Source organism: Paenibacillus sp. Y412MC10, assembly GCF_000024685.1.
GTDB classification, from domain to species: Bacteria; Bacillota; Bacilli; order Paenibacillales; family Paenibacillaceae; genus Paenibacillus_AQ; species Paenibacillus_AQ lautus_A.
In genome coordinates, this window is the sequence record NC_013406.1 from 3,648,457 (window position 1) to 3,665,980 (window position 17,524).

At 46.7% G+C, this 17,524-nt stretch carries 14 protein-coding genes; 4 read left to right on the forward strand and 10 right to left on the reverse strand.

Annotated features, from left to right (window positions below; translation table 11 throughout):
• Positions 1 to 9: 9 nt before the first annotated feature.
• The 8 genes from GYMC10_RS15735 to GYMC10_RS15770 all read right to left on the reverse strand — a co-directional run bounded on the left by GYMC10_RS15735 (position 10) and on the right by GYMC10_RS15770 (position 10,480).
• Positions 10 to 882: a carbohydrate ABC transporter permease gene (locus GYMC10_RS15735; protein WP_015735406.1), complete on the reverse strand. Its 873-nt coding sequence runs from the start codon at positions 880 to 882 to the stop codon at positions 10 to 12.
• A 12-nt stretch (positions 883 to 894) separates the two neighbouring features.
• Positions 895 to 1,854: a carbohydrate ABC transporter permease gene (locus tag GYMC10_RS15740; RefSeq protein ID WP_015735407.1), complete on the reverse strand. Its 960-nt coding sequence runs from the start codon at positions 1,852 to 1,854 to the stop codon at positions 895 to 897.
• The gene (locus GYMC10_RS15745; RefSeq protein ID WP_015735408.1) at positions 1,844 to 4,801 is read right to left on the reverse strand and encodes an extracellular solute-binding protein; all 2,958 of its coding nucleotides are present in this window, start codon (positions 4,799 to 4,801) and stop codon (positions 1,844 to 1,846) included. Before GYMC10_RS15745 ends, GYMC10_RS15740 begins: the two co-directional genes overlap by 11 nt.
• A 32-nt stretch (positions 4,802 to 4,833) precedes the next feature.
• Complete coding sequence (locus tag GYMC10_RS15750) at positions 4,834 to 6,258, reverse strand: extracellular solute-binding protein (RefSeq protein WP_015735409.1); 1,425 nt, start codon at positions 6,256 to 6,258, stop codon at positions 4,834 to 4,836.
• A 118-nt stretch (positions 6,259 to 6,376) separates the two neighbouring features.
• On the reverse strand, positions 6,377 to 7,369 hold the full coding sequence (locus tag GYMC10_RS15755) for a LacI family DNA-binding transcriptional regulator (RefSeq protein ID WP_007132617.1): 993 nt from the start codon (positions 7,367 to 7,369) through the stop codon (positions 6,377 to 6,379).
• A gap of 666 nt (positions 7,370 to 8,035) precedes the next feature.
• Positions 8,036 to 8,467, reverse strand: coding sequence for a universal stress protein (locus tag GYMC10_RS15760; protein WP_015735411.1), 432 nt, complete (start codon positions 8,465 to 8,467; stop codon positions 8,036 to 8,038).
• Positions 8,460 to 9,698: a CynX/NimT family MFS transporter gene (locus GYMC10_RS15765; protein WP_015735412.1), complete on the reverse strand. Its 1,239-nt coding sequence runs from the start codon at positions 9,696 to 9,698 to the stop codon at positions 8,460 to 8,462. The genes GYMC10_RS15760 and GYMC10_RS15765 overlap by 8 nt, the downstream gene beginning before the upstream one ends.
• 221 nt (positions 9,699 to 9,919) lie before the next feature.
• On the reverse strand, positions 9,920 to 10,480 hold the full coding sequence (locus tag GYMC10_RS15770) for a helix-turn-helix domain-containing protein (protein ID WP_015735413.1): 561 nt from the start codon (positions 10,478 to 10,480) through the stop codon (positions 9,920 to 9,922).
• Positions 10,481 to 10,637: 157 nt separating this feature from the next.
• Here GYMC10_RS15770 and GYMC10_RS33300 point away from each other — a divergent pair, with 157 nt between their 5' ends.
• Positions 10,638 to 10,838, forward strand: coding sequence for an S-Ena type endospore appendage (locus tag GYMC10_RS33300; protein WP_410002325.1), 201 nt, complete (start codon positions 10,638 to 10,640; stop codon positions 10,836 to 10,838).
• 113 nt (positions 10,839 to 10,951) lie between these two features.
• Here GYMC10_RS33300 and GYMC10_RS15775 read toward each other — a convergent pair whose 3' ends face one another.
• Positions 10,952 to 11,614: a TetR/AcrR family transcriptional regulator gene (locus tag GYMC10_RS15775; protein WP_015735414.1), complete on the reverse strand. Its 663-nt coding sequence runs from the start codon at positions 11,612 to 11,614 to the stop codon at positions 10,952 to 10,954.
• 121 nt (positions 11,615 to 11,735) lie between these two features.
• Here GYMC10_RS15775 and GYMC10_RS15780 point away from each other — a divergent pair, with 121 nt between their 5' ends.
• From GYMC10_RS15780 to GYMC10_RS15790, 3 genes are all read left to right on the forward strand, one after another.
• Entirely contained in the window at positions 11,736 to 13,298 is a 1,563-nt protein-coding gene (locus tag GYMC10_RS15780) for an FAD-dependent monooxygenase (protein WP_015735415.1), read from the forward strand.
• A gap of 97 nt (positions 13,299 to 13,395) precedes the next feature.
• Entirely contained in the window at positions 13,396 to 14,343 is a 948-nt protein-coding gene (locus tag GYMC10_RS15785; RefSeq protein WP_015735416.1) for an ABC transporter ATP-binding protein, read from the forward strand.
• Positions 14,318 to 15,028, forward strand: a complete 711-nt coding sequence (locus GYMC10_RS15790; protein WP_015735417.1) for an ABC transporter permease — start codon at positions 14,318 to 14,320, stop codon at positions 15,026 to 15,028. The genes GYMC10_RS15785 and GYMC10_RS15790 overlap by 26 nt, the downstream gene beginning before the upstream one ends.
• Positions 15,029 to 15,731: 703 nt before the next feature.
• Here the strand turns inward: GYMC10_RS15790 and GYMC10_RS15795 are convergent.
• Positions 15,732 to 16,958: a copper amine oxidase N-terminal domain-containing protein gene (locus GYMC10_RS15795; RefSeq protein WP_015735418.1), complete on the reverse strand. Its 1,227-nt coding sequence runs from the start codon at positions 16,956 to 16,958 to the stop codon at positions 15,732 to 15,734.
• Between the last annotated feature and the right edge of the window lie 566 nt (positions 16,959 to 17,524).

Genomic DNA, 17,524 nt, shown 5'->3' on the forward strand with positions numbered 1-17,524 from the left:
GCTTCACACCTATTTCAGACCGGAATGAGCCATCGTATTCATAACCCGGCTTTGCATAAAGATAAAAATCAGCAAATTCGGGATAAACATGATGAGCGCGGCGGCCGCGGATATCCCTTGACCGGCCACTTCATTGTTGGTCGCCGTAAAGGTCGACATATAATAAGCAAAGTTCTTCATTTCCTCGTCATTGACGTACAGCGTCGCCGGCTCTATGCTGTTCCAGCTGAGCTGGAACGCCAGGATCGCAATCGTGGCGATCGCCGGCATCGTCATCGGAATGATGATTTTCCGGAAGATCGTAAAGTCGTTTGCTCCGTCAATCTGGGCAGCCTCTATCAGCTCATTCGGGATTTGGTCAATGAACTGTTTCAATAGAAACAAGCCGACAGGCATCGCCAAGAGCGGAAGAATATTAACCGAGAAGTCGTTTATCAATCCGAGCTTGACGACGAGGAAGTACCTCGGAATGGAGACGGCGACCGGAACAAACATAAGCGCGAGCGTATTGATCGAAAAGAGCGTGTTCTTCAGCTTGAAGTTTTTCTTCGAAAAGGCGTACCCGGCTGCTGCGCTGATATAAATGGTCGCGAACACCGTCACGACCGTAATCACGACGCTGTTGAATATATAGCGGCTGACCGGAATGCCGGAAACCGTAAACGTCGACAATAGGAACCGAAAGTTATCCATCGTCGGATTTTGAACGAAAAACCTTGGGGGAAAAGCAAACAGTTCGTCCATCGGTTTAAGCGAATGAGAAAATATAAAAATGATCGGCATCACCATGAAAACCGAGAGGGGAGCCAGAATCAGGTAGAACTTCAACTGACTGATATGAAATCGGCTCGGATTCATCTTTGTTCCTTGAAAAGAAGCCATACTTGTTCCCTCCTACTCTTTCTCGGCGAACATTTTCCATACGATCTTCGAGCAAAGCCAAATCACCAGGAGAAGAACGGTGGAAATGGCCGAAGCATAACCCATCTCGTAGCGGATAAAGCCATAATCCTCAATGTGATTGACGATCAACTGTCCGGCATACGACGGCGTCGGGTTCGTACCCGACAGCTGAACCCCGATGAGCCCTGCTTGAAATGTGTTAACGACCGCCATGACGGCACCGAACAGCATTTGCGGCTTCATGGACGGAATCGTAATATGAACGATTTCTTGAAAGCGGTTCGATATCCCGTCGATATATCCCGCCTCATACATCTCCGAATTGATGTTCAAGACGCCTGCGAGCATCGCCAAAAACCCGATGCCCATACTGCTCCAAATCGTGACGACCATCATGATCGGCAGTAAATATTCGGGCGATTGAAGCCATTGGATCGGCTGCGTGATGAAGCCGTTGCGGAGCAGCAAGCTGTTAATATAGCCCGTCGGGTCTCCGCTGAATATCGTCTTCCATACGACCGCCATCGCGACGCCCATCGTAAGGGACGGCGAATAGATGAGCAAGGCGAGCACCGTTCTCGGACCGCGCTGAATTTGCGCCAGCATCCAAGCAAGGAGGAACGATAAAATATACGAGATCGGGCCCACGATGAGCGAAAACTTCAATGTGTTCGGCAGTACGTACTGCATAAACACGCTATCTCTCATAAATAGATCGATATAATTTTTGAGACCCATAAATTTCGGCATTTGAATGGCGTTAAAGCTCGTGAAGGAGAGCCCGACCGCAAATATAACGGGAAGCACGATAAAGACAAAGAAAAGCAACAAATAGGGAGCGAGGAAAAGGTAGGCAGAGCCTTCCTTTTCTCTCCATTTCTTAAATTTGCTGCGGGTTTGTGGCATCCCGTCGATTCGGGGCAGCGCTGCTGTATCGGACTTAGTTTCCATCTCTTCCTCTCACCCAACTTTCTACATCCTCGATGGTTGCGATACGGTAAGGAGCGACAACCTTGCCCTGTTTCATATAACCAAACTCTTCCATCTTTCTTGCAGTTTCCTTGTCGATCTCGTTCACTGCGTCTTCCACGGCTGAACGGATATTTTCCCCGTCGAATACAACCTTGGTCCAAATGTTGCTCAATTCGCGTTCGATTAAATAGGCGCTCGGCGACTTAGGCACTTCCTTGAGCCATTTCCATTGCTCCAGAACGACCTGTTTGTCTTCTTCCGGCCAATACAGTTGTGAGAAGGCTTCATTATTTGCGGTATTCCACAGATACTCTTTGCCGTACAACGTTTGCAGCTGGTTTGCAAAGTGCACCTGCGTCTCCGTTGAAATCCACCATTTTAAAAATTGCCAGGCTTCGTCAGGATACTTGGTGCTCTTGAAGATCATCGACACTTGCGCCGAACCCGGCTCCCATCGTTCCGTCACCCCGTTGCGCTTAATCCCTGGCGCGGGAGCGATTTTCCACGAGCCTTTCAGTTCAGGGGCCGCCACTTGCATTTGAATATACGTAGCGAAATTACTGACGCCCAGAGGCATTTTTCCGGAACGGAAGTGCTCATAAAATACGGGAACCTGCATCTGCAAACCATACAGCTTGAACAAATTCGTCATCAGCTCTATGCCTTTCAGCGACTCCTTGCTGTCGATTCCCGTCTCAAAGGCGTCCTTCCCGAATATATCCCCGCCCGCTTGATAAATGAAAGGCGCGGTAGCCATGAACGGTTTCATTCCCGTCGCGCCGGCGATCGGCGAATAGAAATTCATGCCATACCGCTGCAGCTCCGGCATGATTTCGATGACGTCGTCCCATGTATCCGGCACAGGAATGTTGAGCGAATCCAATATATCCTTCCGATAGAACAGTACGTAAAAATCTTGCGTTTCAGGAACACCGTATACTTCGTCATTGACGATGAGCGGCAGCAGCGCCCCGGGCGAGAACGGCTCGATCACTTGGCCGAAGTCGTCAAATTGCTTTAGATCGAGCGCTGCGCCCCGGAAGCCCAAATCGAATGGAATATTGTTACTGATTCCGAGAGCCAAGTCGGGGGCAATTCCGGATGAGGCGGCAAGCGTAAGCCGCTGCTCGTTAGGCAATGTCGAGAAATTCACCTTGATGCCCGTCTTCGGCGTAAACTGTTCATCCACCATTCGCTGCAGGAGCTCCATATAGTTTCTAGGCCGGTTCATCCAGACGTTCAACGTTACTCCATCGTCGTTGTCCTGCCGTTTCGGCGACCGGAACGTATGGAAGAACTGTTTTGTGCTTTCATATACGGAGCTAGCCCAAGAGGCTTTATGCTCCGGGTAAGAAGCGTCTTTGTTCGAAATGTACAATTGATCTACCGTTAGGGGCTGCATTTCGAAATCGGTGATCGCATTCGACAAGTTCTGCGTCACGGAACCGGCCCCGCCGTTCAGCTCATTCAGCTTACGCGGAATTTGGTTCGGCTCGGCCGCCAGCTTCTCCAGGCTGCCCACCGCCATCTTCATTGCAGTCAGGCCCTTGGAGCTGTCTACGCCGCCGTTCAGCATGACCACCTTCTCATACTCTTGACTAAGAGCTTTCGCTATATCTAGTAAATCTCCCTGAATAGTCGGGAAGTGCTCCGTAATCTCCCACTCCCGATTCTGATCCACGTCGTTGCCCACTAATTTGCGGATATCCAATGTCAGATCATTGGTTTGTTTAATGGAATGCTGCAGCAATTGCATCACATCGAAATAGGGGCTAGCATCCGCCATAATCCCGATTCGATGCTTTCCTTTGCTTAAATAAAACAGATAAGGGCCTTCAGCTCCTTGCAGCACTTCGGTCTTCCATGAAGTCGAATACTCGAAAGGATACTGCTTCGCTTCCGCGAAGGGAATTTGCCCGTCGATCGTAAAGGTTCGGAACACTCGGGAATTCGGTTTGTCCTCTTGCTTATATTTAACACCGATTTGGTACAGGCCGTCGTGTTCCACATGGATGTCGTAATAAACCGTTTGGCCCGATATATCCCACGTTTTTCCGCCAAGCGTGTTGAGCAGCAGCAGGTTCGTCGCATAAGGGCTTACTCCCAAGTTTCTGCTTGGCAGCGGGTTGATCGTCGTATCGTTTTTGAAATCGGGTTTTTCCGCTTCCTTCACAATCATCGCCGACTTCGCTTCTGTCTTATCGATGTGCTGTGCGGCATATTGCGAATACGACGGCAATGCAGCCGGAACTGCAACGGTAATGCTGCCGTTTAACAATTCTCCGTTCATTAATGTAAATTTAATGATGTTTTTCCCTTTGTTCAGCTTGATCTTGATCGGCTCCGGATTCATCCGGTTCGGATCTGCGAATTCAATCGTCTGCCACTCGTCCGCCCGCACCTGCGTCGGCATCACTTCGTTGCCATAGCGGTCCTTCGGAAACGTGTCCGTGTTGCTTTTCCACAGCGGCGGGAGAACAAATCGATTGGCTTCCAGAGCAGGGGATTTTCCGTTTACTTGAATGCTGTATTCCGTAGATTGCAATCCTTCGGCAAGAATAAAATAATCGAATGACAGGGTATACTCGCCTTCCTTCGGAACTTCAATTTCGGCTGCGAAGGAGTCGCCCTTCTTCAGGTGAATCGCGCCGTCATCGTAACCGTAGGCAGCCTCTCTGGCAAGAATCGGTAAGTTGGAATCGGCTATAAAACGGGATGGGGCGATCCTGAAGGATCCCCCGTCGGCCGGAATCATTCCTTCTTTCTCCCTTTGATCCAGAGAGGCAGAACTGCGGTTATTGACCATATTGGAATTGGAATCGGCATCACCATTCCCTCTGCTAATGAAGCCGCTGATGCCTGAGATCATGATGATTCCAATCAAGATCAAGCTGAAGGTGATCTTGGCTCCTCTACGCCTTAACATGGATTCTACCTCCTCTGGCCACCGGTCGTAGGTTACTGCGTCAAAGCGGAGATTGCGTCGGCTGCTGCCTTGTATTCATCGTTCGCAAGCTTATTGATTTGCTCCGCGTAATCTTCGATCTTCGTACCTCCCTTAATGCTGTCAAGAATCAAATCGCCGAGGTTGGCGTTTTCCTTGTCGCCGACTTTGACGCCGGTTGGCGCTTCCCATCTAGATCTTACAACGCCCGGAATGAACTTGACGCCCTCCAAAATCGCGTTGTCGATGTTATCGTAAGCCTCCTTCAATCCCTCATAGCCGCCGTTAGCGAAATATTGATCAAGGATGCTTTGGTCCGTCGTCATCGGCAGAGATGTATAGGATCCGTCCGTGTTCAGCTCCATGCGCTTCAAAATGCCGTCTTTGCCGAACGTCATATATTTAGCGAATTCGTATGCTTCTTGTTGGTGCTCGGTGCTCTTCGAAATACCGATGAAATCGCCGATCAAAATAAATTTGCCGCCAGGGATGCCGATAAACTTGGATTTGAAATTCAGGTTGCTGAAATCCTTCGTTGCCCATGTACCTTCCCACCGGACTGCGACCTTTCCTTGATTCCACACATCGCCGTGCCAGGTGGCATTGTACTTCGCTTTTTCGTCTTCGGTCAGGCTGTCGAACGTGTATTTGCCTTGCATAATTTCCTTCGCCTTGTTCACGCCTTCGATAAACACCGGGTCGTTCAAGTGATACTGCTGTCCGTCCCATGTGAACCAGCCGAGCTGCGAATTCACGGAGGCCGGGTACCAGTCCGGAATTTGAACCGCTTCGGACAATCCGAGAACGTCTTCCGAAGGATTGTTCAGCGTTTTTACCGCGTTCAGGAATTCATCCCAAGTCGGAGAATAGTTCAGCTCCGGCAGGTTTGCTTGCTCAAACAAGTCTTGATTGATGAAGTAACCCTGGAAGAACATTCCCGCAGGAACTGCGTAGATTCCGCTGCCGTAATGCGTGGCGTTCTCGAGCGCCTTCGGAATGTTTGCCCACTCCGGATCGGATGCAGCGATTGTCTCAAGGTTGAGCAGCCATTCGTTCGACAAGCCAAACGGAATGTTTGGAAGCATCATGACGTCGGGCAATTTGCCCGCAGCTGCTGCAGCCGCCAGGGAATCGCCGTATTTCGAATAGTCGAACGATTCGTCCAGCTGGATATCGATGTTCGGATGAGCTTCTTCGAACGCCGCGATCATTTTTCTTTCAATGTTGTTTTCGGCTTCGGTGCCAAGGTTCCAGTTCACATAATTGATCACAATCTTCTCGCCCGAGCCGACATTTGCATCATCGCCAGGCTTATTCGTTTGTTCCTGGTTCTGCCCTTGGTTCGGCTCCGTTGCGTTGTCGGTCTTGCTCGACGAACAACCGCTTAACAGTGCGACCAGCAGCGTAAGAATAAGAGCGAATACAACGGTTTTCTTCATACTGATCCCTCTCTTTTGATTATTGTTGTTTATTTTCCATCGCCTTCCGTGAAAAGCGTACGGCGCTCAAACCGGGTCTTGGATAATGGCAACGCTTTCACTTTAACTTTGCGAAGGCCTAGTAGCGAAGCTTGCAGGATCTTCGCACGACCAGCTCCGTCGACAGTACATACTCATGCTCAAGCTCGAGGCCGTCCAATAGCTGCACAATCAGGTGGGCAGCTAGCGAGCCGATCTCGTACTTGGGCTGACGGATTGTCGTGAGCGGCGGGTTCATGTGCTCGGCGAGGAAAATATCGTCGAAGCCGACGATCGAAATATCGTCGGGAACCCGGATACCGGCCTCTTGGAAAGCTTTAATGCCGCCTGCCGCCATCTCGTCGTTCGCATAAAAAATCGCATCCGGGAGCTGGCGCTGGCCGATCAGCAATTTCGTTGCCATATAGCCGCCATCGATCGTAAATCTTCCGTTGATATTCAAGTTGGATGTGCATTCGAGATTGTAATCGCTTAAAGCTTGCAAATACCCTTTGTAACGCAGCTTGTGATCATAGGAATTGCTTGAACTGCTGATGTACGCGATTTGCTTGCAGCCGTTCTTGATCAGCAGCTCCGTCGCCATATAGCCGCCTTTCTCGTTATCGACAAGAACATTGTAGATATAATCGCCCTTGAGGTACCGGTCAAGCACGACGATCGGGAAGCCTTTGCGTGCGGATTGCAAAATCGCTTCGTCATGGAGATTGTGTTCCGAGATGATGACGCCGTCTACTCGCTTCTCTCTCAGAAATTTAATCGCGGTCGATTCGTTGCCGCCGAACGAACTGCAGGCAATAAGGTCGTAACCGTTCTCGAGCGCGACTTCCTGCACCCCTCGGATCAACTCCGAATAATACGGACCGGACATGTCGCTTAAAATCAGCGCAATCGTCTTCGTGCTGCTCCGCTTCAGGTCAGTCGCCAAACCGTTCTTTTGATAATTCAACTGTTTGGCCGCTTCTATGACCTTCGCTCTTGTCGCTTCGCTGATCTTGCTGCTGCCGTTGATCGCGTATGATGCGGTCGACAAGGATACCCCCGCCGCTTTGGCTACATCCTTCATAGTTGCCATTCACGTGACTCCTTCTTCTCTCATACTTATATAAATCAATTGAAACGTTTCACTTAACGCTATCATAATGGAGAAAAATGACATCGTCAAGATTTTTTTGTAACCGCTTTAATATATTTTTGAACATGCTCGTATTCTTGCATAAACGCTTGTATACCAAGGGTTATTCGAATTCAGCCAGACAATTCCTCGAATTTTTATTTTGGTGAACAAGAGGTGAAATTTAAGTGAAACGAATCGTATGTTAACCTCTATCTCCGACAACCTGCCTCGGAGTTTGGGCGCCGACATTGATTCCCAGACAAAAAAGAGGAAACTGCCGTGACGACAGTTTCCCAAAGGTTAAGTTTTATGATTCGTTACACTTCAACTTTACGATCAAGCGTTGCGCATGCCAAGAACAAGGATGACGCAATGTTCCATACCGAGAGAACGGGAAGCAGTCAACTGTGGTATGCTTTAATGTTGCTAGCGAAGTTCTTGCAGGTCACCACGAGGAGCAGCATGCTTGCGGAGTCATAGGCGAGCAAACTCAGGATCATCCCAAAGGGGGGACTTAGTGTCATTAACTCCGACCAAAATGGTAAACTTTGTGTCATATTTATCCATATTATTAATAGCATTTCGCATTTCTTCGAGCGCGCATCTCAGCAGTTCCCAAAGGAGTTAATGTACAATGAGGACTGGGCAACTTGATAGCTGTGAAACCTTGTGGCTGACACTTCCAAGCATCATTTCTTTTACGCCCCTTAGCCCACGGCTTCCGATAATAATAAGTTGCTGCTCTGTATCCCTTGCATAATTCAATATTTCATGCCCAGGATCTCCCTTTAGATGAATTGTTTCCGGGTTAATCCCCGCAGACTTTAATTTAGATTTGGCTTGGTGCAACAGTTCCCAACTCGCTTTTTCCATTTCGTTCAGTATGTCTTCCAAAAAATTCTCTGGTATATATGTCATGCCATTTGCCACATAATCCTGGCTGACATGAACCAAGGTAACTTGAGTTTGTTTATTTTGGGCTATTTCAACGGTTGCATCAAGGAGTTTGTCCGTTATTTCAGATTTATCAATGGCCACCATAATTTTGTCAAACATAGTTATCATCCTTTCCGTGGCAGTCGTAACCATCTCGACTACCTACAACACGATTACTCGCTGCTCCTATACCAACTAAAAAGAGTAAGACCGAAGCCCCAAGAAGAATGAAAAGTGGCAGGTTCCAACTATTTGTTGCATCGTGCAGATATCCTATAAGGGCTGGACCGATTGCGGCAAGAAGATATCCGACCGATTGGGCCATGCCAGACAGTTCCGCTGCTTGATGCGCATTGTCAGTGCGTAACCCGAAAAACATCATGGCCAAACTAAAAGCGAAGCCTCCACCAATTCCGAGTATGATGATCCACAACAGAATGACATTGGAGCTTCCGTAAAGAAGTCCGAGCGTCCCCGTCAAAAGCAAAACGGTTGTGATGACCACTAACAATCGTTGGCTAGACATACGCCCAGCAATAACAGGGACAATAAAGGTAAATGGAAGCATCGCTAACTGCATGATCGAGAGGAACCATCCAGATTGGTTGGAGTCAATTCCTTGCTGCTTTAAAATTTCAGGCAACCATGCGATCAACACATAGAAAACCATAGACTGTATACCCATAAACAAGGTTACTTGCCAAGCAAGCGGGGATCGCCAAACATTCACATCGTTGCTGACCATCTTTTGACTTGTCTTGGCTGTTTGATTCGCTTGATTTCTTAATTGGGGTAACCAACAGAGGATCGATACAAAGCTTAGAATCCCCCATATTCCCAATGCTCCCTGCCATTTTAGCCCTGCGTTCACGGCTAGCGGTACACTGATCCCCGATGCGATTGCTCCACATAAATTCATTGAAATGGAGTAAACTCCTGTCATGGAGCCAATTTTATCTGGGAAATCCCGTTTGATTATACTTGGCAATAATACATTACATATGGCAATGGCGAATCCAAGAACTGCTGTTCCAATAAACAGATTAACTGCGCCAGATAAAGATCGTATTACAATACCAACAGTCAGAAAGATTAGGGCAATCAAAATGATACGCTCAACCCCATATCTTCGTCCTAACTTTGGTACTAGAGGCGATAATAAAGCAAAGGCAAGCAAGGGTACCGTTGTGATCAGGCCTGCTAATGTATTTGAAATATGAACGTCATCCTTTATAAAACTCACTAAAGGACCAACTGAGGTTAAGGGAGTACGTAAATTAGCTGCAATAACAATAATGCCGAGAATAATCAGCCCTATAGAGGACGGTACATTTTTTGGTTTGTTCGGCATTCTTCACTTCTCCTTCCTGAATTCTTACGTATTATTTGCTACCTGCTGATTGAAAAAACTTTGCTATAACATCCGCGCGAACAACAAAAGTATATTATAATATATTAAATTTAACAATAAATATTTTGAGATATACCAAATCTCATCTGACAATAAAAAAACAACTCTGAATTCCCGCCATGAATTCGGAGTTGTATTTAATAAGTAGAATTTATCGACTTTTAGAAACCATATTTTAAGGATATATGGAGCACTGTTTCGCTATTCGTATGATTGGTATAAGAATGAGGACAATCTGCACGAAAACTGATCGTATCATATTGATTCAATGTATAAATCTCTTCATTGACTTGAATTTCAATGGAGCCAGTCATTACTGTCGCGATTTCAGTTGTATTCACATGATGACCTTCAGGGTAATACGAGCTATTTGGCTGAAGGTATGCCCGACACATTTCCATATCGTTGCTTTTAAAGACTGGTTCAATGATCCAATTTTTTTCATCATTAGAAAACCGTAGTCCTTCGCCTGCTCGATACAAACTAACAGGGTTCTCTGATTTGAACAAAGCAAATAGCGGTAAAGATATGCCTTTTGAAATTTTCCAAATAATCGCTAAAGTAGGATTTGTTTCGCCACGTTCGATATTCCCCAGAGTAAGTTTGCTTACGCCCGTTATTTCCGCTAAATCGTCTAAGCTCATATTTTTTTCTTTTCTGTACTTTTTCAAGGCACCGCCCATTTGTAATACAATTTGTTTTGATTCATTGACTTCATCCATTTAATATTCACCTCAACAATAAACTGTTATAGCTAGTATATTGTTAATCTAGATTCTTTTCCATACGATACCACTTGTAAGTCCAGTGGATTTCCATACTTCCCTTACGTACTTAAATTGTTCACAAGTTCAATATAAAATAAAATCTCGATAAAAGTTGAAGGTTGACCCCGGTTCGAGCTTGAGTTTTACCAAAACTAACTTTAACTCCATACAAATTACAGCTGCAGGGGCCACAGCCGACACCGGCGACAGGCGAGATCTGTATCACCTCATGCTTTCGGATATAAAAAACAGAGCGATCCCTCCAAATGGGACTTCGCTCTGTTTTTATATTGGATCCGCCAACATTCTCTGAACATTAGCGGTCATTTACTTGGAAATCAGTTTTGAAATGCCCACACGTCCTTAATGTATATTTACGTTAAATTGGTGGCCCCACCAATCTTTTATCGTTTAGCAAAATTCCAATTAGTATGATGGTTGATTTTCGTTTTGAACGGTGCGTTTTCCATAAGCGCAAAGAAAGACGCGTACGCCTTCAGTGATGATACGTTTGGTTAGTTGTTCCTCCTCTAATGTCCCGGTTTTTCTCGGTTGATCAAATACCAATAAAAACGTTAAGGCAGCGAAGTGCTTTGTAGCCATTACAGGATCTGGCACATCGAGCAGTCCGGTTTGTCCAAACTCGGTAAACCTCCTGATAATCCCCTCTTCCGTTGCGCTATCCAGCTTTTCTAAAAACGAGGCTGGCAGGTTGGCGGCTTCCATTGTAACCAGACGGATCAAAGCACTGTAATCGGACGAACCGTTCGCCGAAGCTACGAATTGTTCGCAGAATAAGATGAGCGCCTCCTCCAGATCCTCGAATTCCCAGAGGTAGTCTGATATCCCTTGCTTGATCATGTCCAGAACCGCCCGACTGGTTTCTTCCACAACAGCAAGCAGCAAGTTCTGTTTGTCGCCATAATAATCATAAACGGTCCTCTTGGAAACCCCCGCTTTAGCTGCGACCGCATCGACGCTGGAGCGATCAAACCCATCTGAAAGAAACAGATCCCGTGCCGCTGCAATAATTTTAGCTCGTTTGTCTGAAGAGCCTTTGCGGATTTTTTTGTTTTCCGTATTATCCATGCTTACGTTTCCCCCCTACAGGTATACTATCAAAAATGAGTTCCACTTTACAAACTACACTGCACGGTGTAGTATAATCAATGCAACATATCACAATCAATGATCAAGGAGGATTTTATCCATGACAACCGTGCAGTCTTTTGTTGATGTTCTCATTGTCGGGGCCGGACCAACAGGGCTTACACTTGCCTGCGACCTTGCCCGTCGAAACGTCGACCATCGTATTATAGAACGAAGCGCCTTATATAACGCAGCGTCTCGCGCCAAAGCAATCCAGCCCCGCTCGCTTGAGGTCGTCGATGATTTGGAGGCCGTTCATTACATTATGGACACAGGTGTTGTGGATTTGCCTGTTCGTTACTATACCGCAGATGGCAGGAGTGTCGACAAGCCTGCTATTACCGTTGCAGCCAGCGCCGAACTGGAGACACCCTATCGTGATCCGGTCTGGATTGCTCAGTATGATGTGGAAAAAGCATTGCGCGGCCGCTATGCGGCGCTTGGCGGTCAAGTCGAGTTGGGCGTGGAAGCTGTAGGGCTTGAACAGGATTTGGATGGTGTGACGGTAACCATGAATACACCTCAAGGAGAAGAGCAAATTCGCGCTTGTTATGTCGTCGGCGCTGACGGGGGCAAAAGCAATATCCGCAAGTTTATTCACTTACCGCTGGTTGGGAAAACACACGATCAGGAGCGATGGTATCTTGGCGATGTACGATTGGAAGGGTTGGATCGCGATCATATTCATATCTGGACATCTTCGGAGGGGATGGTCGGGGTGACACCACTGCCGAAATCCGATATTTGGCAGCTGCAGGCTACAATTCCGGCAGATATCGAAGAACCTGAGCAGCCATCACTAGAGGCGTATCAAGCCATGTTTGACCGCCGGGCCGGGGCAGGACTTGTTCGGATCACGAATGCTTCCTGGCTTTCCATCTACCGGGTGAACGTCCGTATGGTTGAATGCTACCGCAACGGCCGGGTCTTCCTTGCCGGCGATGCTGCTCATGTTCATTCGCCGGCCGGCGGTCAAGGCATGAATACGGGGATGCAGGACGCGTACAACCTCGGCTGGAAGCTGGCGACTGTCATACACGGAGCGGACACCGCCTTGCTCGACACATACGATGAGGAGCGCCGCCCAGTGGCTCAAGCCGTGCTTGAGGACAGCACGAAGAAGATGCACGATGTAATAGGAAAGGCGACTGAACGCGGAGCGTTATCCCAATCCTTGAGCACCATATCCGACGATCTGACGAGCGGGCTTCTCATTTCCTATCGGTCAAGTTCGCTTACCCAACCGTCTGCTCGAACGAATGCTATCCGTTCATTGCCCGGGGATCGTGCTCCTAATGCCGAGGGTCTGCAAGGTACAGGGTTTGCAGGAAGTGTATTTGACCTGTTGCGCGGCCCACACTGGACGCTTTTGGCTTTTGTAAACCGCACAGATCATCTTTCTTTGGAGAACTTCACCTACGACGAACTCCATGTGCATTCCATCCTGCCATCGCATGTGGAGGGAGCGGAAGGCATAATCGACACAGCAGGGAATGCCTATCGAATTTACGATGTGGCAAGCGAAGAACTCGTATTGATTCGTCCCGACGGTTACATCGCACTGCGTACCTCCATTGATGATACCGCATCGATCTTGAATTACTTGAATTTCATTTATCGCTAAAACTGATTTGGACGAGGCCGGCGGAATTCTTTTACAACATCTCATATCGCTGCCAGTCTTATATTCGTTTAATTTAGGTTATGGAAGGACTGTTACTATGGAAGAAATTATTCGAACCGTTAACCTGACAAAGCAATACGGAAATAAAGTCATTGTAGATCGCGTTTCGATTTCCGTTAAAAAAGGAGAAATTTATGGATTCCTGGGGTTGAATGGCGCAGGAAAAACGACAACCATCCGAGCTCTTCTCGGAATGAGTAAGCCTTCTTCCGGAGAAGTGTATTTGTTTGGTCAGCGCTGGGCGAATGGGAATCCCGATTTGTCGAAACGAGTAGGTTACATGGTGGAAGTTCCTTATGCCTACCCTAACTTTACGGTTAGGGAAAACTTGAGTTTGATGGCCAGGTTGCGAGGATTACCGGTTCCGAGGGCAGTTGACGAAATTATGGAGCAATTGAATTTGACCCAATATGCGGATAGTAAGGCAAGAGATTTGTCACTCGGTAACGGGCAGAAACTTGGATTGGCCAAAGCGTTAATTCATAAGCCGGACGTTCTGATTCTTGATGAGCCAACTAATGCACTTGACCCAGCCGGAATTGTCGAGATAAGGGAGATGCTGAAAGCTCTAGCTTCTCAACAAGGGGTTACCGTGTTTATATCGAGCCATATCCTTGAGGAAATGTCCAAAATGGCTTCTCGAATCGGCATTATTCACAAAGGCGTATTGCTTGAAGAACTGACAACAAAAGACTTTGAAACCATCCGCCGAAAGCAGTTGATGATCGATACGAAGGATGCTCGGAAGGCTCAAGCTATTCTTTCAGACTCCGGGTATGCGGTACATTCGACTTCAAATAACTGCCTTGCACTACCGGATGATCATGCCGTGAAGCATCCCGAACATATTGCGAAATTGCTTGCTCAGCATGAAGTGCCGCTCACGATGCTTAACATTGAAGAAGAGAATTTGGAACATTATTTTCTCAAAGTGATCGGAGCCCAGGAGGGAAAACGGAATGAGACCATTGCTGACAGCCTGTAGCGTTGAAGTTTACAAATTGCGTCGATCCTTTGTTTTATGGGGCACGCTTCTGTTTATATTGTTTGTCATCACGTTGTTCTTGGGACAGCCCGATTGGCCTTCTTTTTTTGAACGAACTGCGTTTTTGTATGCATCCGTGTTTGGGCTGCTGGGGTTCGGATTGGTGACAAGCTGGACATTTGGCCGCGAGTATTCTGATCGGACGCTCAAGGATTTGCTCGTTTTGCCTATATCGCGCGGTAAAATAGCGATTGCCAAATATGTCGCAATTATATTCTGGTGTTTGGTAATGATGTTGATCAGCTTTGCTTATGCCTTAATACTTGGTTTTGCTATTGGACTTCCCGGCTTTTCGTTTGCGATTGTACAACATTATTTGTTCCTGATACTTATCATTGGTGCTCTCCACCTATTATTAAGTGCGCCTCTTGCCCTACTGGCCTGTATATCGCGCGGTTATCTGGTGCCGATCGGCTTTGCTTTTACAACTTTAATGCTGGCATTGGTATTCGGTCCCACTGCCATTGGCAAGTATCTCCCCTGGTCTGTACCTGCTTTGCATTTGCAGGAAAACGGCATCGCATCATTTCCCTTGGCAGAAACCAGTTATTTTCTAGTATTTTTAATAGGACTGGCAGGCTTCATTGGGACGTTTAAATGGTTGCAAAACAGGGAGCAACGATGATTAACTAGAAAATACTTCTGAATAGAAATACATTTGGAAGGAGACTATTGTAGGAAAATCGGAAGCCGAGACAAGGTAGCTTGCAAGCAGGGCACGTCACCGGGTTCGAGGGGTGAAAGCAAAGGAAGTCTTAAATTTACGAGTAGTCACGTGAGGATTGCCGAAGTCGACCTGATCTCCGATCCTGCTTGAACTGGCGGTGTTGAGTAATTGAGCCTTAAACTCAGCGTCTTCGACGGTGTTAAAGACATAATCCCCCGGATAAAATATAACAGTTATTAAAACCATAACACGCTCAAGCGGCACCCAAAGGGTGCCATTTTCTTTTTAATGTCCTTTTGTATCGCCTATTACATAATTACGTACGTATTTCTCGTAAAGACCTTACCTTGGAAATGGACTGCATCTCTTATCCTTTGTACAGTGAAATATGACAGGAGATGGTAGTTCGTCTATGGGGAAAAATCTAATTTCATCAACTTCTCCTTCTTCATTTAAAATTGTAAAACTTATACCGATAATACAAAAAAGCCGCTATTATAGCGACTTTCTATGGGATCCTGTTCTTGTCCCTCGACACCGTTAGCTTAATTATTTGGGAGTGCTCTGAGCTATGGCATATGCGGTAAAGTTCTCCCCGATCTGCAAGCCGTATTGATGCCCTTCAACTTAAACGTCTGACAATTAGATAAACACCAGCTGCTTATTTCATGTCCTGCCAGCTTTTAAAATCGTGAACGGCAAAGCCGGCATAGCTTGCGTAGCGAGCCAATTGATTATGGGCAGTTTGAAGCTCCTTTTCCATCACTTCATTGCTCATGGAATAGAATGAGACCCGCGGACCCTCTGTGCTTTTGACCGTTTCTACAGCAACAACAACTTTCTTCTTCAGAGTGGATGCTTCTCTCAGCATGGCCTGCGCATTTCCCACAATTCCATTGCTGCCTAATGCATGATTCCGATAATTCATTATGACGAGGCAATCGAACTTCTCGAGCATCCATGCGCTCATACTGTAATCCTTCCCCGGAACATTAATCGTATTCAGCCAATACGGAACATCGATAGCAATTTTCAAGCCGCTCCCTCTGGTTTCTTTCTCGATCAGTCTCAAATTGTCCATCCAGCTTTCAATAATCGCCTTGTTGTCCTTTGTCCATTCGCTTAGCGCATAAGGTTCAATATCGAAATGCAGTCCTGTAAAACTTGCTTCCGGGCCAACAAAGGAATTATAGGTTTTAACCCACGTGATGAATTTTCGAATATCCTCCTGCTTAGACTTATAGACCCATTCGGGACGCCCCTCAAGTGCTTCCACTTGAATTCCTTCGCTTTTGGCTTTTCGTATAAAACCTTCATATATCGCTGGATCGATATCTCTATTCACCTGAAGGTAAATAGATGTCACACCCTTCATTTTTGCGAAGCTTATAATTTTCTCTTGATCCTGTTTGATGATGTGACTGTCCCATATCCATGTTCCTTTCGGAACATTGGCCACGGAGGTCATAATGCTCACCAGATTGCGCGTGGGCTGCCACTCCACATTAGCATGCAGGGCTTCACTTATAAAACGCAACGGAACCATCGTGCGGCCGTTTTTGAGCACTGCCGACCCTTCAAAGTCTACTCTTTTACCGTTCACCAGTGCATGATGATCGCCAATCACCAAAATAACAGTGTCACGGTTAAGCGAGATCGTGATTTGTTTTAATTTTGAATCCCATTTCGTAGCAGCTCCAAGCTTGTCGGATAAAAAAGCAAGTGGAACCATCGTAAGGTTGGATCTCTGATCGACATATGGGTGCTCATCCGGGAATTGTACATCACGCCCATCCACGGATACTTGGACTTCAGAAGCGTAAATAGCGGGGGTAAACGCAGCTAAACTTAGCATGATAGCTAACGTGCATACTAGCAATTTTCTCATGGGTGATTTCCTATCTTTTTGAATTTGTTCTTTTTCTTACTGTGCACGCATTGTCACATAATGAGATTATAAGGTATGTAATAATTGGTAACAAGATCAACAGGCTCGATCGATTTGCAGAATTTGAAATAAAGGATGGCTTATACATAAATCTCGCTTATCGTAATTGATAAATTTTCCCAGGCCCAAAGGCGTAAGCCCGCCCCATTACCAACGAAATACTAAGGGCTACAACTGGGAAAGAGAATAACTTTTATTATTCACTACTATTACCTCAAAGAGTAGTGTGAATGCCAATATAAATGATACTTTAAAATCACCGTGATCCCAAAGCTTCATGCTCGGAAAGGTACCTGAGGGCCGCACTCCCGGATGGTCCGTCTTACGAACGTTCGCAGCTTCAAGCAGACTCCTACCTTCGGCAAGCGCTCCATAAACACGCTGTCCCCATTCCCCACGGTAAATGTGATTGGCGACACGGTTACTGGGTAGACGGATCAGCTTGGGACACATCGGCACATGTTCTTGTCCTTTTCTTTTTTATCCATGAAAAAATCCCCTTCATT